25 protein-coding genes and 1 other RNA gene are annotated in these 25,949 nt (G+C 38.0%); 11 read left to right on the top strand and 15 right to left on the bottom strand.

The genetic code is table 11. The features are described from left to right. Positions 1–9: 9 nt before the first annotated feature. The 14 genes from NK987_RS08835 to NK987_RS08770 all read right to left on the bottom strand — a co-directional run bounded on the left by NK987_RS08835 (position 10) and on the right by NK987_RS08770 (position 16,439). Entirely contained in the window at positions 10–1,092 is a 1,083-nt protein-coding gene (locus NK987_RS08835; RefSeq protein ID WP_259263551.1) for a sugar transferase, read from the bottom strand. 81 nt (positions 1,093–1,173) lie between these two features. Then, positions 1,174–3,213, bottom strand: coding sequence for a hypothetical protein (locus NK987_RS08830; RefSeq protein WP_259263550.1), 2,040 nt, complete (start codon positions 3,211–3,213; stop codon positions 1,174–1,176). Positions 3,214–3,218: 5 nt separating this feature from the next. Next, the gene (locus NK987_RS08825; RefSeq protein ID WP_259263549.1) at positions 3,219–4,292 is read right to left on the bottom strand and encodes a DUF354 domain-containing protein; all 1,074 of its coding nucleotides are present in this window, start codon (positions 4,290–4,292) and stop codon (positions 3,219–3,221) included. A gap of 37 nt (positions 4,293–4,329) precedes the next feature. Continuing rightward, positions 4,330–5,004 (bottom strand): class I SAM-dependent methyltransferase, encoded by a 675-nt coding sequence (locus NK987_RS08820; protein WP_259263548.1) that lies wholly within the window; start codon positions 5,002–5,004, stop codon positions 4,330–4,332. A gap of 142 nt (positions 5,005–5,146) precedes the next feature. Further along, complete coding sequence (locus NK987_RS21505) at positions 5,147–5,995, bottom strand: O-antigen ligase family protein (RefSeq protein ID WP_476727004.1); 849 nt, start codon at positions 5,993–5,995, stop codon at positions 5,147–5,149. 430 nt (positions 5,996–6,425) lie between these two features. After that, positions 6,426–7,046 carry a hypothetical protein gene (locus tag NK987_RS08810; RefSeq protein ID WP_259263546.1) on the bottom strand — a complete coding sequence of 207 codons (621 nt, stop codon included), beginning with the start codon at positions 7,044–7,046 and terminating at the stop codon, positions 6,426–6,428. 519 nt (positions 7,047–7,565) lie between these two features. Beyond that, the gene (locus tag NK987_RS08805) at positions 7,566–8,807 is read right to left on the bottom strand and encodes a lipopolysaccharide biosynthesis protein (RefSeq protein ID WP_259263545.1); all 1,242 of its coding nucleotides are present in this window, start codon (positions 8,805–8,807) and stop codon (positions 7,566–7,568) included. 26 nt (positions 8,808–8,833) lie between these two features. Then, positions 8,834–9,475 (bottom strand): acetyltransferase, encoded by a 642-nt coding sequence (locus NK987_RS08800; protein WP_259263544.1) that lies wholly within the window; start codon positions 9,473–9,475, stop codon positions 8,834–8,836. 130 nt (positions 9,476–9,605) lie between these two features. Beyond that, positions 9,606–10,568: a Gfo/Idh/MocA family protein gene (locus tag NK987_RS08795; RefSeq protein WP_259263543.1), complete on the bottom strand. Its 963-nt coding sequence runs from the start codon at positions 10,566–10,568 to the stop codon at positions 9,606–9,608. After that, positions 10,565–11,149 (bottom strand): acyltransferase, encoded by a 585-nt coding sequence (locus NK987_RS08790; RefSeq protein WP_259263542.1) that lies wholly within the window; start codon positions 11,147–11,149, stop codon positions 10,565–10,567. The genes NK987_RS08795 and NK987_RS08790 overlap by 4 nt, the downstream gene beginning before the upstream one ends. Continuing rightward, positions 11,146–12,273 carry a DegT/DnrJ/EryC1/StrS family aminotransferase gene (locus NK987_RS08785; RefSeq protein ID WP_259263541.1) on the bottom strand — a complete coding sequence of 376 codons (1,128 nt, stop codon included), beginning with the start codon at positions 12,271–12,273 and terminating at the stop codon, positions 11,146–11,148. Before NK987_RS08785 ends, NK987_RS08790 begins: the two co-directional genes overlap by 4 nt. A gap of 383 nt (positions 12,274–12,656) precedes the next feature. Further along, entirely contained in the window at positions 12,657–15,086 is a 2,430-nt protein-coding gene (locus NK987_RS08780) for a GumC family protein (RefSeq protein ID WP_259263540.1), read from the bottom strand. Beyond that, positions 15,086–15,904, bottom strand: coding sequence for a polysaccharide biosynthesis/export family protein (locus NK987_RS08775; RefSeq protein WP_259263539.1), 819 nt, complete (start codon positions 15,902–15,904; stop codon positions 15,086–15,088). The genes NK987_RS08780 and NK987_RS08775 overlap by 1 nt, the downstream gene beginning before the upstream one ends. 253 nt (positions 15,905–16,157) lie before the next feature. Next, complete coding sequence (locus tag NK987_RS08770; protein WP_259263538.1) at positions 16,158–16,439, bottom strand: hypothetical protein; 282 nt, start codon at positions 16,437–16,439, stop codon at positions 16,158–16,160. A gap of 142 nt (positions 16,440–16,581) precedes the next feature. Between NK987_RS08770 and ffs the strand changes: the two genes are divergently transcribed. The 10 genes from ffs to secG all read left to right on the top strand — a co-directional run bounded on the left by ffs (position 16,582) and on the right by secG (position 24,705). Further along, positions 16,582–16,668, top strand: an RNA gene (gene ffs, locus NK987_RS08765) — signal recognition particle sRNA small type. Positions 16,669–16,806: 138 nt separating this feature from the next. Next, complete coding sequence (fsa, locus tag NK987_RS08760; RefSeq protein WP_258422642.1) at positions 16,807–17,466, top strand: fructose-6-phosphate aldolase; 660 nt, start codon at positions 16,807–16,809, stop codon at positions 17,464–17,466. A 149-nt stretch (positions 17,467–17,615) separates the two neighbouring features. Beyond that, complete coding sequence (locus NK987_RS08755; RefSeq protein WP_259263537.1) at positions 17,616–17,819, top strand: fructose-6-phosphate aldolase; 204 nt, start codon at positions 17,616–17,618, stop codon at positions 17,817–17,819. Next, positions 17,819–18,529 (top strand): cell division ATP-binding protein FtsE, encoded by a 711-nt coding sequence (locus NK987_RS08750; protein ID WP_259263536.1) that lies wholly within the window; start codon positions 17,819–17,821, stop codon positions 18,527–18,529. Before NK987_RS08755 ends, NK987_RS08750 begins: the two co-directional genes overlap by 1 nt. Positions 18,530–18,635: 106 nt before the next feature. After that, positions 18,636–20,045, top strand: coding sequence for a S41 family peptidase (locus NK987_RS08745; protein WP_259263535.1), 1,410 nt, complete (start codon positions 18,636–18,638; stop codon positions 20,043–20,045). 130 nt (positions 20,046–20,175) lie between these two features. Continuing rightward, positions 20,176–21,636, top strand: coding sequence for a tRNA (N6-isopentenyl adenosine(37)-C2)-methylthiotransferase MiaB (miaB, locus tag NK987_RS08740; protein WP_259263534.1), 1,461 nt, complete (start codon positions 20,176–20,178; stop codon positions 21,634–21,636). Positions 21,637–21,652: 16 nt separating this feature from the next. Further along, entirely contained in the window at positions 21,653–22,939 is a 1,287-nt protein-coding gene (locus NK987_RS08735) for a sigma-54 interaction domain-containing protein (protein WP_259263533.1), read from the top strand. Then, a complete protein-coding gene (lptE, locus tag NK987_RS08730) occupies positions 22,932–23,471 on the top strand; it encodes an LPS assembly lipoprotein LptE (RefSeq protein WP_420841176.1) in 540 nt (179 codons plus the stop codon). Before NK987_RS08735 ends, lptE begins: the two co-directional genes overlap by 8 nt. Positions 23,472–23,507: 36 nt before the next feature. Beyond that, on the top strand, positions 23,508–24,329 hold the full coding sequence (locus NK987_RS08725; RefSeq protein WP_259263532.1) for a hypothetical protein: 822 nt from the start codon (positions 23,508–23,510) through the stop codon (positions 24,327–24,329). A gap of 10 nt (positions 24,330–24,339) precedes the next feature. Then, a complete protein-coding gene (gene secG / locus NK987_RS08720; RefSeq protein ID WP_258422634.1) occupies positions 24,340–24,705 on the top strand; it encodes a preprotein translocase subunit SecG in 366 nt (121 codons plus the stop codon). 31 nt (positions 24,706–24,736) lie between these two features. On the opposite strand, the gene NK987_RS08715 is transcribed toward secG, so the two are convergent. After that, positions 24,737–25,444 carry a hypothetical protein gene (locus NK987_RS08715; protein WP_259263531.1) on the bottom strand — a complete coding sequence of 236 codons (708 nt, stop codon included), beginning with the start codon at positions 25,442–25,444 and terminating at the stop codon, positions 24,737–24,739. A 217-nt stretch (positions 25,445–25,661) separates the two neighbouring features. Here NK987_RS08715 and NK987_RS08710 point away from each other — a divergent pair, with 217 nt between their 5' ends. Further along, on the top strand, positions 25,662–25,940 hold the full coding sequence (locus tag NK987_RS08710) for a co-chaperone GroES (protein WP_241125064.1): 279 nt from the start codon (positions 25,662–25,664) through the stop codon (positions 25,938–25,940). Positions 25,941–25,949: the final 9 nt, after the last annotated feature.

The raw sequence follows: 25,949 nt of genomic DNA, 5'->3' as shown, positions 1-25,949 counted from the left end.
GAATACTGCCTACCTACTCCTAGCTCCTTTGAAAAGAATGTTTTTCAAAATCTTGAAAAAATAGCTGAGGTCGGTATATACCGGCGATTTGGAATATGCCTCCAGATACCGCATTTCGGACTCCATGATTTCCTCCAAAGTATTTGGCATATCAGCATAATAAGGAGGAATCAACCCGGGTTTAAACTGGATCCTTTTTTCCTTTAACTCGCCATTGTAAAGGTTAAAGTATTGCTTGCTCAATGGCCTGACTCCAACGATTTTTATTTCTCCCTTAATTAGGTTCCAAACCATTGGGATTTCGTCTAACCAGAATTTTCGTAAAAACCTCCCTAAGCTTGAAATCCTGAAATCATCCTTGAATTTTCCTCCTTCCGAAAGGTTGTTCTTTTGGTAAACCATATCCTGAAGGTATTCAGAATAAGGATACATTGTCCTCAGTTTGTACACAGCAAACTCCTTCCCTCCTATTCCAATCCTTTTAAGTCTGACGATAGGCCAAAATGTAGGATGGGCATTTTTGGATGGATTGATTATTTTTTTTGCTACAAAATATAACCTATCTCCTATTTCTTGCTGATCGATCATTTCAAAACCGGATGCATATATCCGACCCAATGCCTCCACCTCAGACATCAAATTACTTTTTCCCTTGTACGCCATTCGGTAAATTCTACCAGTAATTGGCATTTTCGGGATAAACCGATGGAGAACGGAATCCCAATTGTACGCTAAATTGCCAAGAAAAGCAGGGTACTTTGACTTTATCTGAATTTTCCTGTTGGTATATGTCTCCACAGATCCTATCAACAAACCTCCAATTGAAAGTGATTGATTGGCTGCTGACAAAAATTGGTCACAATATGGATAATCATTCAGCCTTAATTGACTCACCAGACATGAGAATGTGGAGGAATTGACCGAAAAAAGTGCAATAGGATCATTAAGATATAGGATATTGGAATCCGATTTCTCAACATGTTTTTGGATAAAATACCTGGCTTTAATTGGAAGTTCAAAAAGCTCCTTTCTTTCCGAAAGGAATTTCGATTGCGGTAAAATTTCTGAATCCGGATATGCGTTGAAACTCATTTGACTTAAAATACTCTTTTTGACCAGAAAAGAATTGACAAATTAATAGGTCAATCAATTCGCAATTTATTGATAATTCACTCAAAATAGCTTTGGAATGCTATTGATTTTTTGGATTGCTTCCTGAAAATCAATGCCTACTATCTCAAGATACCAACGGATAGTTTCGAATCTAGGCTTATTCTCTTCATAGACAAGTTTCAATGCATCTTCTCTTGTGATCATTCCTTCCCGTATTTGGTTTGACCTGAAAGTATCGACCTCCGAAAAACCCGCAACAGTATGGTAGATATAATTATAAAAACCCGCCGTACCATCCCCTATCCTCCAAGTGGAATTGGTATCGGGGGATTTTTCCCAATCATATTCTGACAAAATCAGATTGTTTATCTCATTTTCATCCCAAGGATAGTAATCAAATAATTGAATATAGTCCTTTTTGGGGGCCAAATACCTTACCGCAAAAGAGCCAAGACTATCCAAAACAGATTGATTGAGATATGTAGGATTTGAAAGAACTTCCTTTCCAACAAACCCAAAAAGCTTCAATTGGTTGATGGCAGAAAGGGAAAATATTCGCTGTTTTTCAAACTCCGGTTTCAATCCTGCAAAACCCACCTTGAAATCAGTATTTTCCAGGTGATTGACTCCCCAGATATTGAGGTTGATACCTGTTAGCTTTTTGAGCCTGTCTGTATAATAAAAGAAGTATTTGTCACCGGCCATGAAAAGAGGAATCATTCCCAAGGCAGGTTTGCGCAGCCAAGCCTCAATGTTTTTTTTGATGTTTTGCCGCTTCCAATGTATGTCCGCCGCCACCACAATATTTTCCACCCCGAGCTTCCCACAAACCCTTGAAATGTTTCTTCTTGCCAGATCGGTGACCATCCCCCAATCATAAGTAAATGCAATGGGATTCATTCCAAGCTCTTTTTTGACCATATGCAAGGCAAAAGTACTGTCTCTCCCTCCACTAAAAGGAACAATGCAATCAGGTTTAGAAGAATTGCTTTTATAGGGCTCAAGAAGCTGTCGCAAGTATTCCTGATTATTTGCTTTGGGCTTGGGTTTGTGGTTTCTGCAGTAATTGCAAACTCCCGCCTGATCAAAATCTATGAAAGGAAACGTTTCGGGCAAGACACACCTGCTACACCTTTTTATCTTTTCGATCTTTTCAGACTGATTTTCCAATAATCCAAACAGGTGCCTTTCCCTATTTCTATTGAAATTTAGCTCCGGCTCGATGACGATTTCCTTTCCAAAATCAGGGTTTTTGACCGTTGATACGGTGACCATGTAAGGAAGATTTTCTTCAGATTTGATCTTCCTTTTTGGTTCTTTACCAAAATCAAGCTTTTCTAATTCCAAATCAGGTATGCTAAAAAGCAATACTTCACCGGGATTGATTTTCGTAATTGCTAGCTTGGCTGATTCTGATATTTTTGAAGGCAGGTATTTTACCAAATTCTCCAGGTAATATGCTTCTGAACCAAAAATCAGGAATTTTTTGCTGTCAGTAAGGCAATACAGGGATCCGGTATTGGTGGCTAAAATGTATTTCCCAATCTGCGGTATAAAAGCCATAATGGAATAAGTGCCTTCCAATTGGGAAAGGGAATTTCTGATGGCCAACCCCAAATCATTTGGGTTTTGCAAAATGGCTTGGTGCAAAAGAGCGAGGATAATCTCCGAATCGATTTTAAATTCCCGCTTCAATTCCTTGTACTTTTCCCAAAGTGAATCAGTATTGACAATGATACCGTTGTGGATGAGAAGATTGCCATCTTTGATGACAGGTTGGTTGTTTTCCTCCTGCAACTGTGACCCGTTGGTGACCAATCTCGCATGGCCAAAAACCGAAAAAGAGCCATGAAGGCTCCTGTATCTCTTCAATGAATTTGAAAGGGAGGTTTGGAATGGCTTGGTCGAAATCAATTTTCTGATTCTGACATCTCCTTTGGTCACCTCGATTTGCCTGCTTTCTTGGTTGACAAATGCCATTCCTGAGGAATCTTTTCCCCTTGACTCGCTCAATAGGGCAAGTTTGGAAGTCAGTTTCCTGATATCGCTCTCAGAAAAATCAGATTCAGGATTGATGAATAGACCAAAGATTCCGCACATATGCTCTAAAATTTGGTTTTGGGATCAACTTCTCCAAGAAGCAATTTTTTCTTGGATTCAGGATATTCTGTTACCAACCAAGTTAAAAAATCGGTCAGGTTATACCTTTCCTGATTTAATGCTTTTACTTTTTCTTTCAATAGGATTTTAGCCTTCTCATCATTTAAAATTTCGTAGGCTTTTTCAAGTGTACCATCTTGATATCGCTTATTGATTATCAATCCATCTGATTCCTGTCTTTGCAAAGTACCCGCGTCAAGTGAGTTCACATAAATGGCGGGGGTACCCAAAGCAGCACATTCAGAAGCCATTGTGGCACCTTCCCCAATAAACAAAGCAGCATAATACAAAACATGGTGAATGCGATTGGGTTTGATTTTGATGTGGAAAGGCTGAAGTTCAAGCGGTAATGTTCTTTCTGAAGAGATAAAAATTTTGTATTCTTCGCTGAGCTTTTTTATCAATGAGATTTTGTATTCATCCGAAAAACCCATTTGCCCTTGGTCATGCAAAGCTCCCCAAGACACAAATCTCAGGAAAATAAAAGAGGTATTTTCATCTATTCCCATTTCAGAAAAAATACCTGTATCGGGCTTAAAATACTTCTTATTCAGGTAAAAAAGCTCCATATGCCCTTTAAATTTGAATTGCTTGGACCCCAAATCGAGAAGGTAACTTTCAGGATTCAGGACAAGGTCAGTAAATGGCAGGTAAAGTTTTCTGTTCAACCCGGCATGCTCTGTATCATCAAAAGAAATGTGGGGCAACCTAAAAATCCATGACATATGGGCCACATAGGAAGCTGCAAAACTTAAAGCAATATCAGGTCTTTTCTTTAGGTAAAGTTTAAATATATTCCATTCACATTTAAACAGAAACAGGAATTTCCCCAAAACGGACTTTGGATTCTTTCCCATAGGAACATAATCCAAGCCTTCCAAATCCAATAATTCATAAGTAATTTCTTTATTTCTGCAGGTAATGATAAGCTCATAACCCATCGCTTTCCAATTAGAAATCGCATGCTTGAAATAATGCACATTCGCAGGATGAATGATGTCGATGTGGATGGATTTCAATTAGGTTTTTTTAGAAAGGTGATTAAATTATTCCTGATCAAAATTTTTGAAAATCGGAAATATTATAAATATCTTCAATGCGTTCATAAATATAAAAATCTGATACAGAGGTCATTTCTGTTCCATTAAAAGGATATTTGTTTGGGATTCTTTTAATTAATTTAAATGAAGAAAAGTTATTCTCAATCCAAATACTAAAGTCCCTATTTTTAAAATGAGGAGGACAGTTCGAAGTATTTTTGTCAGTATCAGAGGAATAAATAATAACGAATTTTAAAGATGAAGAAAAAAGCCTGTTCATATAATTTTCAAAAACTTCGTCTTCAATTAAGTGAAAAATAACATCTAAAGACAGCACCAATTCTGCTTTGTCGTCATCTTGATAGTCCTTTGTAAGTTTAAATCCTTTGGATTTATCCTTTCTTAATTGAGTCCTACAAAGTTCAATAGCACTTTTGGAAATGTCAAAACCCAAATAATTCTGTATCTGTAAATATCTAAGTTGATTTCCATCACCACAACCAAACTCTACTACACTTTGAATCTTATTTTCCTTCAAAAAATCATTAATAACGGAACCTTTAAATTCTGCTAAATGGCCATAAGAACCCGACCCTGAATTTCCTCCCTTATTATATCTATTTTCCCAATATTGCTCTGAACCTAAGAAAGTAGCTTGTTTAAGTAGCCGTTTTAATTTTGAATAAAACATAAAAAAAATCCATTTTTCTAATTTTAATGAATTGAAGTTTTATTTCTATAGAATATTGTTAGAATATTTTGAAAAGGGGATAATTCCCAAATCCAAAAATTAATTCGACCCAAAATAGGAAAGGAACAAGACTCAATAAAACTCAAATTTCAATTAAATTATTTTTCTTTTTTTTCGCTAAATACAACCTAGAATTAAATTGGTGCTTCCTCTGTATATCATGGCTTAATTTTAAAAAGTAACCAATTAATATGTAACAAAAGGCATTATACCCCAAATAGGTAATACCAGAACTGAAATCGCTGATCAATCTTAAACTGACAAAAACTAATCCAAAATAAAACAGGAGTTTAAAAGGATTTAATTTATTTCTAAAAAGTTTGAATGAAACATACATCGCTTTGATCTGTATCCAATAAAAGTATAAAAACAGCCCCAAACCAATTATCCCTCCATTCCAAAAAATTCTCGCGTATGAACTATGTACTTCTCTATCTTCTTCGTAAAAAGTATAGGCAATGTATTTCCTGTCATTAAAGACTTCTCCGGACCCAAAAATCAGTTTCAAAGGATTGTCTTTCATGAGAGAAAAAACATAGAAATTTTCAGTCACTCTTCCTTCATTCATGATGTTATACTCAGTATTAAACCTGCTTTCCCTGGATTCAAAGGTTTTTTGGAAGTCCGAATAGAAATACCTGAAAAAAATCACTCCTGAAAAGAGCAGAGTAATTCCAATTTTTAATAAAAATCTCAAATTAAAATTATACGCTACCAAAGCAAAAAGGCCCAAAACCAAGATCAACAAAAGGGTACGCTTCAAAATGGATAAGGCAATAGCAATTGCCAGAATGGAAAACAGAAAGGTGATAAATTTGATTTTGGAATTTGAAATTTTTTGGAAGAAAAAAGAAATCAATAACAGGGAAAAAACAGGGACATACAATCCATTCAATGAATAAAAACCAGTCTTTACCCCTCCAAAGTACATTTCATACCCCAATCCGAAATAATTAACAATCAAAAAGTAAAAAACAAAATAGGCTAAAAAAACCCAAACATAGTTTACTACGAAATAACTCAAGTAATAAGACGGTAGAGAATACCCTATTAATAGAAAAATAAGAGGAATCGAAAATTTCAAAAACATATTCAAGGACAACAATAAATCAGTGCTGAAAAAGCACATTACAAAAAACAAAAGGATCAACAATAAAGGGGCAATAAAATCCTTTGAAAATTGGATCTTGAATTTTTTAAAGTAGAGGAAAAGGAAAAAACCCAGATTCAAAAGTAATTGGGCTAGAATTATAGTAAACCTGTCTTCAAAATATAAAAGAAAGGATTCGATGACGGTATTTCCGAACAGAACCCAAAAGGCTGCCCTAACCACTTTTTTCTCCAAACTATTTGCAAATTGGTTATTCATAGAACTTCATCCAATCTTCAAGTACACTGTAATGGTAATCTCTTATAACCACCTCCCTATTATGATTCAGTTTATCAATAAGTTCATCATCCGAAAGGATTTTTTCAATACATGGATTGATTTGGTGAAATTCAGAAATCACTTCAATTTTTACTTTTTCCAAATAATATTGGTAAGGAAGCCAATCACCTGTAATGATTTGACAATAAGCCATATTACTCTCAAACATAGATGCTGCCATCATATCTATCTTCCTCAAATGAAGAAAAATTTCACTTGCCATCCGGAGTGAGGCAATTTCCTTATGAGAAACAAAGTCAGGAATAAATTTAAAATTCCCTTCCCCCAGTTTCTCGTTTGCAAGATTGGTTATTTTTTTTAGCCTTATCCCGGATGTATCCAACCGGTTTGAAAATGGAATGATAAAATAATAATTTTCCAGATTTTTAAGCCTATGAATTTGCTCAATCATTTTCTCATGTTGCTCATTATCAGTACCATTATTCCCAACCATAATCACAATCCTGTTTTCAGGAATTCCCAGCTCTCTTTTAAATTTGACCTTATCCTCAAAACTGAATGGTTCATATAATTTAAAATGGTCTTGAGGCAAAAAAATTACTGTCTTCTTTTTTTCAATTTTTGCTTGATCAAAGTATTTGTCAAGTATTTTAAAAATTGATTTGTTGGTTGCAATTAATCTATCTGCTGAATAGAAAAGCCTTTTAAAATTATTCTTGATAAAATTCCTGTCATTCAAATCACTTCCATAGAAAAAAATATATAATTTCTTGCCCAACCCTTTAATCAGTCTTGGAATCAACTGGAACTCTTCCCTGCAATAATTAATTTGGACAAAGTCGTATTTTCTTTGGTTTTTTAAACAAAAATAGATCAGAACAAGAAAGTTTAATCCCAAATAGGTCTTTTCCAAAAAAACCCATTTTGGCCAAAAATTATAATTTGTCTCAACTTTATCATTAACTGAAATATGGATTTTCCTTCTGGTATCGTATATATCCACCCTATTTCCATTTTCAATTAATTTAAAGATAATGTCGTCAATGTCTTTTCTGTTTGAAAAAAAAGGAGGTACAGAGCGAACTAAGAATAAGATGTTTTTCATAATCTATCAAACCAACCAAATCCCTGTCTCTCTTTTTACCAAACCAAACAGAAGCAAAAAACCAAAAAGGCCATTTAAAACTACCGCCCAAACTGCTCCTCGCAAACCGAAATTATATGCCAAGATCAAGGTAGACATAACAGTAAATACAAGAAGTAAAAATGTCCTTTGGAAATTTTCCTTCAATTTTCCCGTCATCACCAAAATTGAACCTCCCCATGAAATAAGAGCAAAGGGAATAATTCCCGCTATTGATAAAGCCAAATAACCAAGGGAATTGGCAAACTCAGGCTTATAATTATCCGTCAATATTTTATAAAAAACCAAAATAGTAGCAGCCTGTACAAAAACCACCACGATGTTTATATTTTTGATGTTTTGGAGGCTATGGGAAAGTTCTACCATGGTTCCTTCCACCCAGTGTTTCCCAATTAACGGGTTGATATTTTGCTGCAGAATTCCCGGAAATATGTAAAGCGATTTTGCGAAAAAAATAAAAAAACTATATACGCCAACCTCTGTGCTACTGATCAGATAGCCGATGATGATCAGGTCAAGTTTGTCATTCAATATTGAAAATGCCTCGGCAAAAAAGCTTTTTAAGCCGAAGGATAAATTGTTTTCTATGTCACTAAAAGTAAAATTGAATGTCAGCAGGTTGGAATACTTTGCAACACAAAACAAAAAAATGCCTACCTCGGCAGCCAAAAAAGAATAGTAGAGCCAAATCGTATCGGATGAAAAAAAAGCAACTGATCCAACAAATCCAATGATCATCAGCCAACGGAAAGAGCGCACATTGGAAAAGAGTTTTTGGTTTCGGGTACCTGTGGCAAAAGCCATGAAGTTTTTGTTCCAATTGAAAAAAGGCAATGAAAGTGTAGCTATAAACAAAGCCTTGGCCAATTCCATGGAACTGAAAACCGATGGAAATGAAAAACAAATAATTAAAATTAAAGCTGAAAAAAGAACCGTGCTGAAAGTTGTGATGGCAAGATTTGAAGCAAATATCCTAGGATGAAATTCTATGGAGCTTGAAGATATTTTTTGGATCAAGCAGTTATTGATGCCCAAAGAAATGAACGTGGAAAGGATCAGGTAAAATCCCAAGACTTGGTTGAATACTCCTAATGTGGTAGCCCCATATTGGTAGCCTATTATCAGATTGACCAAAAAGCCTGATATGATCAAGATCCCTTGAGAGGATATCAACCAAAAAGTATCGACCGTAAACTTCTTGTCTTTCAAATTGCTTAAAAAAAACTGATTTGACTTCAGTGATTTAATCCCTTGATTCGCTTCGCCGGATTTCCTACCCATACTTCATTGGCAGGAATGTCTGAAATCACCACTGAACCTGCACCGATGACACTGTTGTCGCCTATAGTAATTCCCTGCTTTGCCACTGCCCCAACACCAAAAAAGACTTTCTTGCCCAAAGTTACGTTTCCAGCCAAGGTTGCATTGGGAGCGACATGCGAAAAATCACCGATAACACACTCATGTTCTATAACCGCCGCGGTATTGATAATGACCCCGTCTCCGATCTTTGCTAAAGAATTAATGCATGCATTCTTTCCAACAAAAGTGGAAAGTCCGATAGTTGCTTTTTCGGAAACCAAAGCAGTTTTATCGATAATTGCCAATTGTGAAAAACCTTTGCTAGCAATAAAGCCAATAACTCTTTCCCTGACCTTATTGTCTCCAATGCAGGGAAAAATGTAATGATTTGTCAAAATCTGACCGACATCTTCTGCCATTTCATCGCCAAAAAAGTCAAGTTCATATGGATTGTCTACGTTATAATCCTTCGCAAAATAGCCGCCGACAACCAATCCTTGCTCTAGGATACTGTCCAAAACCACATAGGCATGGCCTGAGTAGCCGATGATGAAGATTTTTTTTTCTTGATTCATGTAGTTTTAGAATTTTGTATTAAGCCTTTTCGTTTTCTCTGCAAAAAGATTAAACTACTTCTTAGCCTTTGGAAGCCAATCTCAAAACACTTGATTTCTCAGTGAACTCAGTGTCCTCTGCGGTGATTCTTCAATGAAAGGGATGGTCTGCTAATGGTTTTTTGGAAAACGGGTGATAATCCCCCACCAATCCTACTCCTTTCTGTAATCTGATATCATGGACCAACTCCACAGAACTTCTTGCAGCTTCCAACCCAAATCCTTTTCCCTCTAAAATCTCTGAATAACTCTGTGTGTGTAAGTCAACAAAACCTTCACTGAATTCTATTTCATTTCCTTCTATTGTGAGAGACCGGTAAATGGTTTTTCCTTTAGACAATACAGATTCGGGCAATGTTTCTTGGTTAATGCTCAAAAACCACCTGACTCTTGCCCTTTCCAAATCTAGAAAACCCGAGGCCCTGTCATGGTTCTGAATATGTACAATATTGGTTTTGACTTTCCCAAAAATCCAGACCAGCATGTCAAAAAAATGAATCCCGATATTGGTTGCGATGCCTCCGGATTTACTTTCGTCACCTTTCCATGAGGTATAGTACCAATTGCCTCGGGAGGAAATATAAGTGAGGTCGATATCATGGATTTTATCGGAAGGTTCTGCCATCACTTTGCGTCTGAGTTCCAAAATCGCAGGGTGAAGTCTCAGTTGGAGGATGTTGAATACTTTAGAGCCTGTTTCCTTTTCAACCGACTCTAGCCCATCCATATTCCAAGGATTGAGAACCAGCGGTTTTTCGCAGATTACGTCCGCTCCAAGTCTTAACCCAAACCTGATATGCGAATCATGCAGGTAATTTGGAGAACATACGCTGACATAATCGACAGGATCCCCTTCCCTTTTGAGTTTTTCCATATGCCTGTCAAATCTCTCAAATTCGGTAAAAAATGAAGCTTTTGGAAAATAGCTGTCCATTACCCCAACAGAATCAAACTTATCAAATGCTGCCACCATTTGATTTCCGGTTTCTTTGATGGCTTTCATATGCTTTGGCGCGATATACCCCGCTGCACCTATCAGCGCAAAATTCTTCATTTTGGAACTTCAGATTTATAGACTTTCTTATTTTCCAATACATACACTTCGCCGCTTTCCGGACATATTGCTTTTCCTTCTTTGTCAAAATCAAGCTTATGGCCAAATTCACTCATCCATCCTGTCTGTCGGGAAGGATTACCGATCACTAAAGCATAATCAGGAACGTCTTTGGTCACTACTGCCCCGGCCCCGATAAAAGAATAAGCTCCGATTGCATTGCCGCAAACAATTGTCGCATTGGCACCTATTGTAGCACCTTTTCCAACTTTCGTGGATAAATACTCATTCTTCCTGCTGATGGCAGAACGTGGATTGATGATATTGGTAAACACCATAGAAGGTCCTAGGAAAACATCGTCTTCGCAGGTAACTCCGGTGTAAATAGAAACATTGTTTTGGACTTTGACATTGTTCCCAAGGACAACTTCCGGAGACACTACCACATTTTGACCGATGTTACAGTTTTTTCCGATTTTGCAATTGGCCATAATATGGGAGAAATGCCAGATTTTGGTCCCCTCTCCTATTTCACAGCCCTGATCGATATAGGCAGATTCGTGGGCAAAATAAAGTTTCATTGGAAAAAGCTGTTGATGGTATTTATAATCAATTCTAATTGCCCGGGATCCATTTCCGTATGGATGGGAATTGAAATTACTTCATGGCTGAGTTTTTCAGCAACAGGGAAATCTCCTTCTTGAAACCCATAATCTTGGTAAGCAACCTGAAGATGAACCGGAACCGGATAATACACCATGGTCGGAATTCCGAAGGAAGCAAGATGTTTTGAAAAATTCTCCCTGTTTACACCATTCAGCTTGACTGTATATTGGTGAAACACATGGGTGGAATTAGAATCACGCTTTGGAATGGAAATATGGCTGTGGTTTTCAAAAGCCAAATCATAGGCCGATGCGACTTCATTTCGAGCTTTTTGGTATTGTTCCAAATACCGGAGCTTGACCCGAAGCATTGCGGCCTGAATGGTATCCAAACGGGAATTTACTCCCAAAGAATGATGGTGATACTTCTTTTTTTGACCGTGGGTAGAAATCATCCGCATCTTCTCTGCAAGATCATGGTCATTGGTAAACAATGCACCGCCGTCGCCGAAACAACCCAGATTTTTGGAAGGAAAAAAAGAAGTTGTGCCTATATCTCCCATAGTTCCTGAAAAGGCCCGGTTGCCATCAGTGAAAGTGTAAACTGAACCAATGGATTGGGCAGCATCTTCAATGACTTTCAAGGTATGTTTTTTAGCAATTTTTAAAATGGATTCCATGTTGGAGCATTGTCCAAACAAATGTACAGGGACAATCGCTACGGTCCTATCTGATATTAGTGGTTCTATTTTGGAGGCATCAATCTGAAAAGTATCCGGATCAACATCCACAAAAACCGGTTTCAAACCCAAGAGTGCAATCACCTCTACGGCTGCGATATAGGTAAATGCAGGAACAATGACTTCATCTCCAGGCTTAAAATCCAAAGCCATCATCGCAATCTGCAATGCATCAGTTCCATTGCCGCAGGGAATGACATATTTACAATTCAGATATTGCTTCAATTCATCAGCAAATAACCTAACCTGAGGTCCATTTATAAATGCAGTCTGATCAATGACTTCCTGCATGGCAGCGTCGACTTCTTCCTTTATTTTTTCATATTGGGACCTCAAGTCCACCATTTGGATTTTTTTCATTTATTCACACATTTGCAACGGACTGTGCACAGCTTCGCCACCTGGGTCACAGTAAAATAAGTGAAAAGATAAATTTCTTCTTACTTTAGTCGAAGTGGATGGGAAACTACCAAGATCTAAACTGGCTTTACCAAACCATTTCCTTTTTAATAAAAACAGTTTTATTGTTTAGTTTGAAGCCGATTGGCTAGACCTGCGACGTCACTCTGAAAGAAGCGAAGAATCTCACCTATAGAAATGAGCTTCATGGGTCTTGCCTCCTTCAGGATGACGCTGTACCATTCATCATTCCCTTTGTGACCAAAATTAAAATGTAAATGAATAGGGATACTTTTCACACCTTTTCTCCATCCGCCATTTTAAATTTTTAATTCCTAATTCCTTTACCCTCTTCTCATCGCACGCTTCCACCAAGGCAACTGTACTTCGTCATGGTAGCCATAATGGCTGGAATAACCGTAGCCATACCCATACCCATAGCCGAATCCATATCCTTTGTCTATGTGTACGTCGTTGAGAATAGCATAAATTTTGGAAACCCCTCCTTTTTCGATCAGATTATTCAATATCTGGATATTGCTTTTATTGGAAAATCCCTGTCTGAAGATGAAAAAATTCACATCGGAATGTTTAAAAAGTTCCTTGGTCTCGGAAACCAATCCTGCCGGAGGACAATCCAAAATAATCACTTCATATTCCTGCTTGATTTCAGCCATGATTTTGGAAAATTTGCTTTGAAGCAAAAGCTCTGCAGGATTTGGCGGAATTGGTCCAGAAAGGATGATGTCAAGGTTTTCGTATTTGGTCTGTTTTACGACATCTCGCCAAGGCATATTCATACTCAAGCAAGTACTCATACCTTTGTCATTGATCAGTCCAAACTCTTCTGCAATTTTTGGTTTTCTAAGATCCAAGCCTACCAACAAGGTCTTTTTGCCCAAAAGGGAATATACTGATGCCATATTGACTGAAGCAAAAGTCTTTCCTTCGCCCGAAATGCTCGATGTAAAAAGGATTGTTAAGTGTTCCTTGTTTGGGCTGAGATAGGACATATCGGCCCTGATATTTCGGAATGATTCTGTCACCGATGACCTTGGATTATTCAATACCGGTTTGGGGTCATTACTTTGATTCCTACCTATCATGCCGATCAATGGCGTATTGATTTGTTTTTCAAGTTCTTTGGGATCTTCGATCTTGGTATTCAAAAAATCACGGATAGAGATATAACCGATAGAAAAAAACAGACCTATCGCCAGACCAATCACCAGGTTGACTATTTTCTTTGGGAAAACTGGTATCTGCCCTGCTCTGGCAAGATCTAAGATTGCATTTTTGGGCATATTGGATGCCCTTGTGATTTCCGATTCAGCCCTTTTTTGGAGCAGGTAAACATAAATGTTTTCATTGACAGTGAATTTCCTTTGTATTCCCAATAGCCTTCTTTCTGTTTCAGGAAGTGAATTGATTTCTCTTTCCACTCTTTTTATTTGAGAATTGACTTCTTGAAGATAGGTATTGGTATTGCGGATAGAAGAGGCAATGTTTTCTTGAAGGGCCTTTTTGGTCATCCTTATTTGGGAATTGATCTCCCTGATAGGTGGAGCTTCTTCCGAAAAATTGTTAGATAGTCTCATTTTCTCGGCTTGTAGTTCACTGATACTTACCACCAAGGACTGTAACAAAGGATCTGTATTCCCAATTATGGACGGAGCGACGATTTCTTCAATATCGTCCCTATTGATGTAATTTTGAAGTGTCTGATAATATTTAAGGTTGATTTCGGCTTGGGATTTGTCTTTCTCAAACTCCTGCAGCCTTTGGAAAATCTGAGAACCTTCTTCGCTCAGATTGAAAATCTTGTTTTCAGACCTATATTTTTCAAGGCTTCCTTCAAAAAAACTCAATGAATCAGTAATACCGCTGAGTTGATCTTCGATAAAACGAATGGTATTTTCTGATGCTTTGTTTTTTTCATCCAATTCTCTTTGAAGGTAAACTTCCATCAGCTTATTAAGGTATTCCTCACCCATCCTTCTGACAGGCGTTTCAAATGAAATATTTAAAATAGAAGCCTGTTTGTTGATGGGTGAGACGCTGATTTTATCTTTTAAAAAAAGAGCCAACGACGGGGTATCCACCAATTGGAAGAAGATTCTATCGCCTTCTTTAGCCTCAATACTTTCAATCTTAATTTTAAGGAATTCTGATTCGATATTTTCTCCAAAAGCATAAACCGGTTTTAACTCGGGAATATCATTGATTTCTTGTTTGTAAAAAGGATCGGAAGGGTTGAAAATTTCAAAATCATCTCCGTCCGGTTCAATGCTGAAGGTCTGATTATCCAAAACCTCAATGACAAATTTGCCTTTGACCAATTGGGGATGGGTCCAATCCACATCTACCTTCACCGGAACTCCTGAATGGACCTGGATGCTGCTTAATAAATCATCTGTAAAATAAAAAACATCAAGTCCAAGTTCCAAAATTGCTTCTTCCGCCAAGGTGTAGGATTTGAGAATGCCAATTTCGTTTTCGACATTGTTTTTGATCGGCATCATTCCAACTGCATCAAAAATTTCTGATCCCAAAGGTTGGGGTTCTTCTGTGATAATTACCGAAGATTGGACTAGGTATACCGGGGTAGCGTATTTGTTGAAAAGGAATGCTGCCAATACACAGACCAAGGTGCAGGTCACAATAAATGGCCAATATTTCAGATAATTAAAAAGTACAACCTTCAATTCAATGTCATCCTCATGGGGTGGCAAAAATGGATCAGGAATATATGGATAAGGATTGCTTTTACTCATCAATTTTGTAGAATAAGATTCAAAATCAAAGCGACGGCCGTGACAGATGAAAGGATCAAAGCGACAGTTTGGGCGGTATTTTCTCCCGTACCTATTTCTCTTGCTTTCAAAGGTTCGGCGTAAATCTGATCATTTGGCTGAATGAAGTAAAAAGGAGTCTGAATAATCTGCCTGTCATTGAGATTGATTCTGTGCAATTTGGTACCGTCAGGATATTGTCTGATCAAGAGAATCTCATCTCTCTTGGCTACGGTAGTCATGTCGCCTGCCTGAGCGATTGCTTCAAAAATAGTCAATCTATCCTGTAGAACAACATACTTCCCAGGTCTGCGGAATTCCCCCAAAGTCGAAAATCTGATCCCGCCAAGTTTGACCCGAACAAAAATCTCAGAGGTCACATACTTTTTCAAAGCTTCTTCTACAATCACCCTGACTTCATCTAGGGTCTTGTCATTGACTTGGATCTCTCCAAGAAGTGGCATTCTGATAAAGCCATGTTTGTCGATGGTATAGCCCGTCATGTAATAGATATCGCCACCGCTTTGGGCAATCTGACCAAAAACGGCATTGTTGGCTTCATTTTGAATTTTGGAAGTAATACCATTTTCAAGAATCTGCTCCACAGTTTGGATCTGAATATCAATGATATCATTGAATTGCAATCTATACTCCGGCAACTCATAGCTGATCAATTCCCCATCCTGAATAGCTTTGTTTCCTTCAAGATTTTGGTAGTACATAATTTTTTCATTAGGTACACAAGAGGAGTAGGCAAGGATGACAATCAATACGAGAAGACTCCAAACGACCTTTCTCATGGCTAGATAAAAGGAAATATTCATAGGCAACTTAATGCGTAAACTTAACCAAATAATTTAATTTTTGAACAGGTCTGTAAACTACCCGAAACCTGACTTACAGCATAGGGGCTAATTACAAAAAAAAGCAAAGATTCAGCATTGTTTGTTTCTTTTTTAGGAAAAAATATAGGAATCACTCTGAATTTTAATTCAAAAACCCAAAAGCAATTCCTTAAATATAGAATTTGGAGAAAAATGCCAACAAATAAAATTATTGGTCTTTTATCAATTCTTCCATCATTTCAGGTCCAAATTCCTTTTCCTCAAGTTTGACAAGATATCCATCTTCGAATGTGGCAAGCACATAAAATTTCTCATCTCTAACCACCCTGTATGTCCTCTGATTTCCATCAAGGTGACTGATTACGGCGGCATCGTTCCGTCTCAAAAATTTTTTTTCCTTCATACCCTGATAATATTCCGGGTTAGGGCCAAATGCTCCACACGAACTTAAAAGGAATACGGAAAGGAATAATACGAGTAATTGCTTCATTTTTTTTATTGTTTTTTCAAGTTAAAATATTGCAAAAACTTTGCCACGAAATTTATCGCTGATTTTGAGCGACTTAAGAATAAATGGTTTTGTTTTTATTTCAACTGTTTGAAACCGGAGAATTTTGCCCTACATTTGCGTCCTAGCGGCACGACCAGCTCCTGCTGAATCCCCCAGGTCCGGAAGGGAGCAAGGGTAAGCAGTCGTAGCGGTGCGATGCCGCTTCTTTTTTTTTAATTTTTTCCCATTTTTTGAATTTTGGATTACACAACATTTCAATTATCCATTTATCATTTTACATTCTTTTTCCCCTTCCATTTCCTGATTTATCAATTAACTTTGTACAATCAACATAAACAAACAACATATGAAATTCTTTATTGATACCGCCAACCTGAATGATATCAAGGAAGCCTACGATCTTGGCGTATTGGACGGCGTCACCACCAATCCATCCTTGATGGCCAAAGAAGGCATCAGCGGAGAAGATAAAGTTAGAGCACATTACAAAGCCATCTGCGATATCGTGGATGACAATGTCAGTGCTGAAGTCATTGCCACAGATTTTGAAGGTATGATCAAAGAGGGTAAAGAACTTGCAAAAATCGATGACAAGATCGTGGTAAAAATCCCGATGATCAAGGACGGTATCAAAGCCATCAAATACTTTTCCAATGAAGGTATCCGAACCAACTGTACTTTGATTTTTTCAGCAGGCCAGGCACTTCTTGCCGCAAAAGCCGGAGCAACCTACGTTTCACCATTTATCGGAAGACTGGATGACATCTCTTACGATGGCTTAGAGCTGATCGATCAGATTGTCAATATTTATGAAAATTATGGCTATGCCACCCAAGTTTTGGCGGCATCAGTAAGACATACCATGCACTTGATCAAATGTGCCGAACTCGGTGCAGATGTAGTGACATGTCCTTTGAAAGTTATTTTGGGATTGTTGAACCATCCGCTCACGGATTCAGGGTTGGCGACTTTCCTTGCAGACCATGCTAAAGCAGCAGGAAAGTAATTGACTTAAAATAATGAACCGGACTATTGGCAACATAATCCGGTTCCTTCGTTTCAATAACATAGTCCCCCAGTTTGATTAGAATCAAAAAAAAACAGAATCCGGGAAAAAGTTGTTTAGCATACCTAATAGAGAAAATAAACAAACTTATGTATATCTTAAAAGTAAAAGGAAAAGCCAAAATCCCGGATTATATACAGATCAGAGATGATAATTTTGTCTTGGTGGCTTACTTCAGGGCCGACAGACCTTTGAAGAATATTGAGAAATTCGGTTTGGAAGGAAAGGAAGCAGAACTCGAGACCTTGATAAGGGAACTGCCATTTGGCAAAACACAAAAAATTGAGATTTAATGGAATTTGGAAAGAATGCAGTAATTGAGGTAAAAGACGCCTGTATTTTTCAGGGCTTGGATGCAGTCCTGCAGGATGTAAATTTTTCAATAGAAAAAGATGAATTCGTTTTTTTGATCGGGAGGACAGGAAGCGGTAAAAGCTCCCTTTTGAAAACCCTTTATGCCGATCTTTCCCTTAAAATGGGCCAAGCTGAAATAGTTGGTTTTCAACTTTCAAAAATCAAGAAAAGCGAAGTCCCCTACCTCAGACGAAAGCTTGGGATAGTATTTCAGGATTTTCAGCTTTTCCCAGACAGGTCCATAGCCGAAAACCTTTTCTTTGTCATGAAGGCTACTGGATGGAAGGATAAAGAAAAAATGAAAAACAGGATGATTGAAGTTCTCCTCAAAGTTGGTCTTGCAGATGCAGCCACCAAAATGCCCCATCAACTTTCGGGAGGTGAACAGCAGCGGGTTGTCATTGCAAGGGCTCTTATCAATCAACCTTCCATAGTTTTGGCGGATGAACCAACAGGAAACCTAGATCCAGATGTCGCAGATGGGATTTTTAAACTTTTTCAGGAAATCAATAACGAAGGCACTGCTATCCTGATGGCGACCCACAACCATGATTTATTGAGAAAATATCCCTATCGTGTATTGAAATGCGAAAAAGGGAAACTCCTTGACAGTAAGACCTCCGACATTACGATCAATACCTCTTATTGAGTCCCAATAATTTGAAAATACCAATTATATTTCAAATCAATTTGACTGATATCTGCGTTTAGTTCTTTGTTAGAACCTAGAGATCAATCCATTAAAGTAAATGCTTATGAAATACCTATCCTATAATAAAGCCGGTCTTGCCCTGGTTTTTGGGGCGTTGATATTCTTAAACGCCTGCAAAGACAAAACCGATGATCCTGTACCAGAACTGTCTGCCAATGCCAAAGTAAATACCTGGATTCAAGAAGTAATGGATGAAGTTTACCTGTGGCTTGATGATATGAGAAATCCCATTTCTCTTGAATCTGAACCCGAAGATTATTTTGAATCTTTACTTTTTAGACCTACCGATAGGTTCTCTGTCATTTATCCGGATTATCAGGAATTGATCAATAGCCTCTCAGGAGTATCCAAAGAAGCGGGATATGAAATCACACTTGCCCGCGAAAGCAGTACAAACAACAATGTAATTGCTTTTATTACCTACACAAAAAAAGGTAGCCCTGCAGAAACCGCAGGCCTCAAACGTGGCGATTTGATCACGCACATCAATGGTGTGAGGATGACACTGGACAACTACCAAGAAATATTAGGACAAAGGTCAGAGGCTCATTCTATTTCCTATTTGAGATACAATGAAAGCTCTTCTAATTATGTCGCACAGACTCCCGTGGACTTAACGACATCAGTGCTTTCTGAAGACCCTAACTTCCTTGACTCCATTTACACCATTGGGAATCAAAAAATCGGATACGTGGTTTATCATTTCTTTGCTCCGGGCATTGAAGGCCAAGCAACTAGGTATGATGATGAAATGGATGCTGTCTTTGCAAAATTCAAAGCAGAAGGCATCAACCACCTGATTTTAGATTTTAGATATAATGGAGGAGGATACCAATCAAGTGCTATAAACTTGGCAAGCTTGATCGCTCCTAATGTGACCAACGATGATGTTTTTACCAAAATTAAATACAACAGTTACCTGATGGGATTTGATCAATTGAAAAATGTACAGATCAAATTTGAAAGTAAGCCTCAAAACCTTGGTCCGATACTGTCGGGAAACAAAGTTTATATCATAACCTCTTCCAGAACAGCATCTGCAAGCGAACTGATTATCAATGGGCTTAAACCATATATGGAAGTATTTATGGTTGGAGGATTGACTTACGGAAAAAACGTTGGTTCCATCGCCATCGAAGATGAAGAAAATCCTTCCAACAAATATGGTCTTCTGCCGATTGTATCTCAATCATTCAACAAAAACGATCAGTCTGACTACGCTTCAGGATTCCAGCCTAACATTCAAGGCAACGAGCTGTCACAACCTACCTTATTGCCATTGGGGGATACGAATGAATTTTTGTTGAAACTCACATTGGAACAGATAACAGGAACGCCTTCACCTGACAGAATCCAAATGATAGAGAGGATTGACATGGGAAGTTCTATAGAAAAACAGACAAGGTTTGGGAGATTAATTGATGATCAAACCAATCTAAAGGTCAAGCACTAAATTAAATCGAGCTCCTTCCTCTACGGAAGGAGTTTTTTTTGACAAAAGAATTCAATTAACAGAAATGATAGAATAAAACCTGTCAAATTGTCGGTATTTTTTTAATTTCGCAATCCAAAGTAAAATATCCATGGAAAATATCATCAAAGATATAGATATCCTCAGTCCTGAGGAGGCGCAAGCCACTGATTACAAAACAACCGAGGAAGTCAATACCGGCAAGCAAAAAAAGCTCTACATCGAGTCTTACGGTTGCCAAATGAATTTTTCTGACTCCGAAATCGTCGCTTCCATCATGAAGGACAATGGTTATGATACCACCTCGGATTTTGAGCAGGCAGATGTCATATTTTTAAATACCTGCTCTATCAGGGACAAAGCAGAACAGACAATCCGCAAAAGACTCAGCCAATTCAATACACTTAAGAAAAATAGGCCCGAATTGACAGTAGGCGTTCTTGGTTGCATGGCTGAAAGGCTGAAAGAAAAACTACTTGACGAAGAAAAAATAGTAGATGTGGTCGTTGGTCCGGACGCTTACAGGGATCTTCCAAATCTTGTGACCGGTGCTGAATTCGGTAATAAAGGTGTGAACACTTTCCTTTCAAGGGAAGAAACTTATGCAGACATCGCTCCTGTCCGACTCAATTCCAACGGCGTCAATGCCATGATTTCAATCATGAGAGGATGTGACAATATGTGCTCTTTTTGTGTGGTTCCTTTCACAAGAGGAAGGGAAAGAAGCCGCGATCCACATTCCATTGTAAGTGAGGCAAGAGACCTTTTTGCGCAAGGCTACAGAGAAGTAATGCTTCTCGGCCAAAATGTAGACAGCTACAAATGGTCTCCGGAAGAAAACAACAAAGCGAGACTCAGTAAAAAAGAAGATGAAGTATCCGAGGTGGTCAACTTCCATCATTTATTGGAGATGGTCGCTGAGATCAGTCCCTTGCTGAGAGTCCGGTTTTCGACTTCCCATCCAAAAGACATCACCGATGAGGTATTGTACACCATCAAAAAACACGACAACATCTGCAAATACATTCATCTTCCTGTCCAAAGCGGTAATTCCAGAATACTAGAACTGATGAACAGAACTTATGATCGGGAATGGTACTTGGAAAGGGTAAGTAAAATCAGAGAAATTCTTGGTGAGGAATGTGGGATTTCATCCGATATGATTGCAGGATTTTGTACCGAAACAGAGGAGGAACATCAGGATACACTCACATTGATGGATATTGTAAAATACGATTTTTCATACATGTTTTTCTATTCAGAGCGTCCGGGAACTTTGGCTGCAAAGAAATTTGCAGATGATATTCCTTTGGAAGTAAAGAAAAGAAGGTTGGCTGAAATCATCGACAAACAAAGTCAGCTATCCTATGAAAGAAATAAACTTGACTTGGGAAAAATCCAGGAAATCTTAATAGAAGGAAAATCAAAAAGATCAAATGAGCAGCTTAAAGGAAAAAATTCCGCCAACAAGGTGGTGATTATTCCTGATGGCCCATACCAAAAAGGAGACTATGTCATGGTAAGAATTACCGATTGCTCACCGGCAACATTGTTTGGAGAAGTTGTTTCCTGATATTTAAGATGAAATAATGATCACATCCTCAGAGATTCAAAGTATAAAACAACGATTTGGCATTATTGGAAACAGCCCATTGCTGAACCATGCCATACAAGTGGCAATGCAAGCCTCTCCCACCGATATGACTGTTTTGATCACAGGAGAAAGCGGCAGTGGAAAGGAATCATTTTCAAAAATCATCCACTCACTTAGCCTCCGCAAACATGGTAAATTTATTGCCATCAACTGTGGCGCTATTCCAGAAGGAACAATAGATTCAGAACTCTTTGGCCATGAAAAAGGCTCCTTTACCGGCGCACATGAAGCGAGGAAAGGATATTTTGAGGTGACAGACGGTGGTTCCATTTTTCTCGATGAGATTGGGGAAATGCCTTTGGGAACACAGGCAAGGCTTTTGAGGGTCTTGGAAAATGGCGAATTCATAAAAGTTGGCTCCTCCAAAGTACTCAAAACCAACGTACGCGTCATTGCCGCTACCAATGTCAACCTGATCAAAGCAGTAGAAAAAGGGGAATTCAGAGAAGACCTTTATTACAGATTGAATACCGTGCCTATCTATGTGCCGCCTTTGCGTGAAAGAGGCGATGATGTCGTCATGCTGTTCAGAAAATTTACGACTGATTTTTCAGAACGGTACAAAGTGAAGCCGATTTCCTTGGATGATGCTGCCAAGAAATTATTGGTAAAATTCCCATTTCCCGGAAATATCCGACAACTCAAAAACATTGCAGAGCAGATTTCCTTATTGGAAGAAACAAGAGAAGTTGACGCAGCTACATTATCAAAATACCTTCCCACTGACCAAAGCAGACTTCCAGCCCTGACAGGAAGTTCAGGAGGCTCAAATGAATTCTCAGATTTTTCGGAAAGAGAAATCCTGTACAAAGTTCTTTTTGACATGAAAAAGGACATGAATGAACTCAAAAAACTGGTACTTGAGGCATTTCAATCCGGAGGGCTCACCTCCAATATCATGACCAAGCATCAAAACCTGTTTGATGATTTGGAACCGTCTTCCTCGTTTGAGGAGAAAAAACCAGCAACACCTTCCACAAATATGCCGTTGGTAATTGACCACCAAAACCAAAACGAGGAAACAGAAGATTATGATGACGATACTATTGAGGACATTATCCATGAGGAAGACGATAATTCACTTTCTTTGGAGAAAAAAGAAAAAGAAATGATCCTCAAAGCACTCCGCAAACACAATAACAAAAGAAAATACGCTGCAAGTGACCTAGGGATATCCGAAAGGACGTTATATAGAAAAATCAAACAATATGACATTGAGTAGGAAAAAAAGAAGCTTTGTTTTGACTTTGCTTATACCGGTTTTCTTACTTCAGGGATGTGCTATCAATTACAGCTTTACCGGAACGAATATTAATTATGAATTGACTAAGACATTTTCGGTAGAAAACTTCTTCAATGATTCTGGAGGTGGGCCTGCCAATATGGAACAGCTTTTTACTGAATCCCTCAAGGAGTTTTATCAGCGAAATACCCAGCTTGAATTGGTTAGGAACAACGGAGACATACAATTTCTGGGTGCAATCAAACGCTATGCGATAACTCCTCAGGCGACTGTGACCAGTACAGATCCTAATCTACCGGATAGAGCCGGACAAATGAGGTTGACCATTTCCATAGAAGTCGAGTACCTTAATACAGTGAATGAGGAAGAAAACCTCAAGCGGACTTTCTCCTTCTTCAAAGACTATGACCCGAGAACTACTTCCATTCTTCAGGTCGAAAGCCAGTTGATAGAGGAAATTTTCCAGAATATTATTCAGGACATCTTTACAGCCACAGTTGCCAATTGGTAAAAATGAGTAAATTGGAATTTATTCGATGACCAAACCGTGAACAGCCACCAACTTCTCTCCATATTGAAAGTGAGCAACAACCTCCAAAAGGAGGATATTGCCCATCTGATCAAATTACATGAAAGTTTTCCTTTTTTTCAGGTTCCAAAAGTATTGCTTGCCAAATATGAATTTGAAAAATCAAGAGGAAAATCTCTTGATCTGCTTCACCAGGCATCAATTACTAGTCCAGACCGGGCTTGGCTTAAACTAATGATTGAGTCAGATACTCCCTTCCGGTTTTTAGAAAACAAGATTGAAGAAAATATGGAGACTTTCTCCAGCTTAAAATCAAGCAATCAAAAATCAATAATTTTAGAAGGATTCGAACAATCCCTAATTCCTGAACCCCCCAAAGAAACAGATCCAGAGATAAGAGCTAAAATCCTTAAAAAACTTGAGGAAAACCTCAACAGCCGAAAAGAAAATGTGGCTAACTTAGAAAAACCTGAGTCCAAAGAACAAACGAAACCCAAAAGGAAAAAGCCTAACGATGATTTGATTGAAAATATCCGTAAAAGAGAAAAAAAGGAAATCCTCGATGAAAAGAAAAGGGAACAAATTGACCTGATCAAAGCATTCAGTAAAAAAGAGTTTAAACTTGCAACACTGAAAGAGATGGAAGATTTCCAAAAACAGGCAGATCTATCTGAAAACAGCACGCATCTTCACCCTACCCTATTATCAGAATCCTACGCCAAATTGCTGGTAAAACAAGGTAAAAAACAAAAAGCAAAAGAAATTTATCAAAAATTAATGGTGAAATTTCCAGATAAAAACATTTACTTTGCGGACTTAATAAAAGGCTTGGATTTATAAAATCACTCATATGTTTACATTTCTTATTACACTTATTATCATTTTGGCTGTTCTGTTGGTTCTTGTTATCCTTGCTCAGGATTCAAAAGGAGGAGTTGGTGCAGCATTTGGTGCAGGTGCATCGCAAATCATGGGAGTCACAAAAACCGGAAATATACTTGAAAAATCAACTTGGGTTTTGGCAATAGCCATATTGGTACTTTCCCTATCTTCATCGGCTTTTTATTCTACTATTCAGCCGGGACAATCCTCATCTCCAAACATTGAAAATGCAAGGAAGCAAATAGTCAGTCCTTCTTTTGGTGATTCGGAAAGCCTGTTGCCGACTGAAGGAACCGAAACTGCTCCGGCAGATACCACAGAAAACGAAAAATAAATTGTTTAAAGCCCTCTTCTAGCGGGCTTTTTTATTCCACTGTTTTTAGAAGCAACCTTTTACTGATCGGAACAAAACTTTCCTCCATTGGAATCTGCTGTGTACAACAGATACTGTATGTTGCAGGATTTGGAAGTTCCCTGTTTGTTTTAATAAGATCAAGCTTGATTTGTTCGTAGGTATTCAAAATAGACCTTCGCACTTTTTGAATCAATTGCATCATGATACCTTTGAAAGTATCTATGCTGTTTTGAAACAGGTTGACTTTGTACCTATAAACAAAAACCTCTTTGGACTTATCGAACGAAAGAAAAACATACCCTTCTTTTTGATAAAGGGGAGAAATTCCGATTGGTTCGATTTTCATTTCACGTTCCAAAAAATCATAAATATTCTTCCCATCTTCTATATGGTTTTTGAGTTGTGGAAGGGAAAATGCTACAATTTCTTCAAGCTGTTTCATCATTTCATCATCAATGACCAATGGCTTGTAAGTAAATCTCAATTCTTTTGTATCAGGTCCTTGAAGCATTTTTGGAAAAGCAGATTTAATCTGATCTCTATTTTGTTCAAAACTCTTGAGCCGGCTGTAATGCTGGATCAAATCGGCCAAGGGAGGGTAAAGTTTCACCTCTTTAAACTGTCCGCCTACATGTTGCAAATAGGCCAAAAGAAGGTATTTTTTGTATTCAAAATCAATCCAACCTTCTGTAATCCAATTTTCAGATAAGTTTTTCATAACATTCCGTTTATGAAAATTTAAAAAAAACTGACAGGTTTAAAAAGCGTATTGGAAAAATTGACAGAATTATTTTTTGACAAAAGCGAATTATGACATGACATGGGGCAAATTGACGGACTATATGTCAGTTGATGAATTCTAATTTATATTGGCACAAGAAGTGATAATCATGCATTACAAGATTTTGTTACTAACCTTTAAAAATTCAATAATTATGTCAAAAGTAAACATCAAACCTCTTGCAGACAGAGTTCTGGTGGAGCCTGCTGCAGCAGAAGAAAAAACCGCATCCGGACTTTACATTCCTGATACTGCCAAGGAAAAACCTCAGAAGGGCACAGTAATCGCAGTGGGAAGCGGTAAAAAAGACGAGCCGTTGACTGTAAAAGTAGGTGACCAAGTGCTTTATGGCAAATACGCAGGTACAGAACTTGCAGTTGAAGGACATGATTACCTTATCATGAGAGAGTCAGATATTTTTGCCATTCTCTAATTATCTATT

Origin of the sequence: Aquiflexum gelatinilyticum (genome assembly GCF_024813435.1) — a bacterium.
GTDB lineage: Bacteria > Bacteroidota > Bacteroidia > Cytophagales > Cyclobacteriaceae > Cognataquiflexum > Cognataquiflexum gelatinilyticum.
Note: the sequence above shows the minus strand (reverse complement) of the source record. Positions and strands in the feature narration are given on the sequence as shown.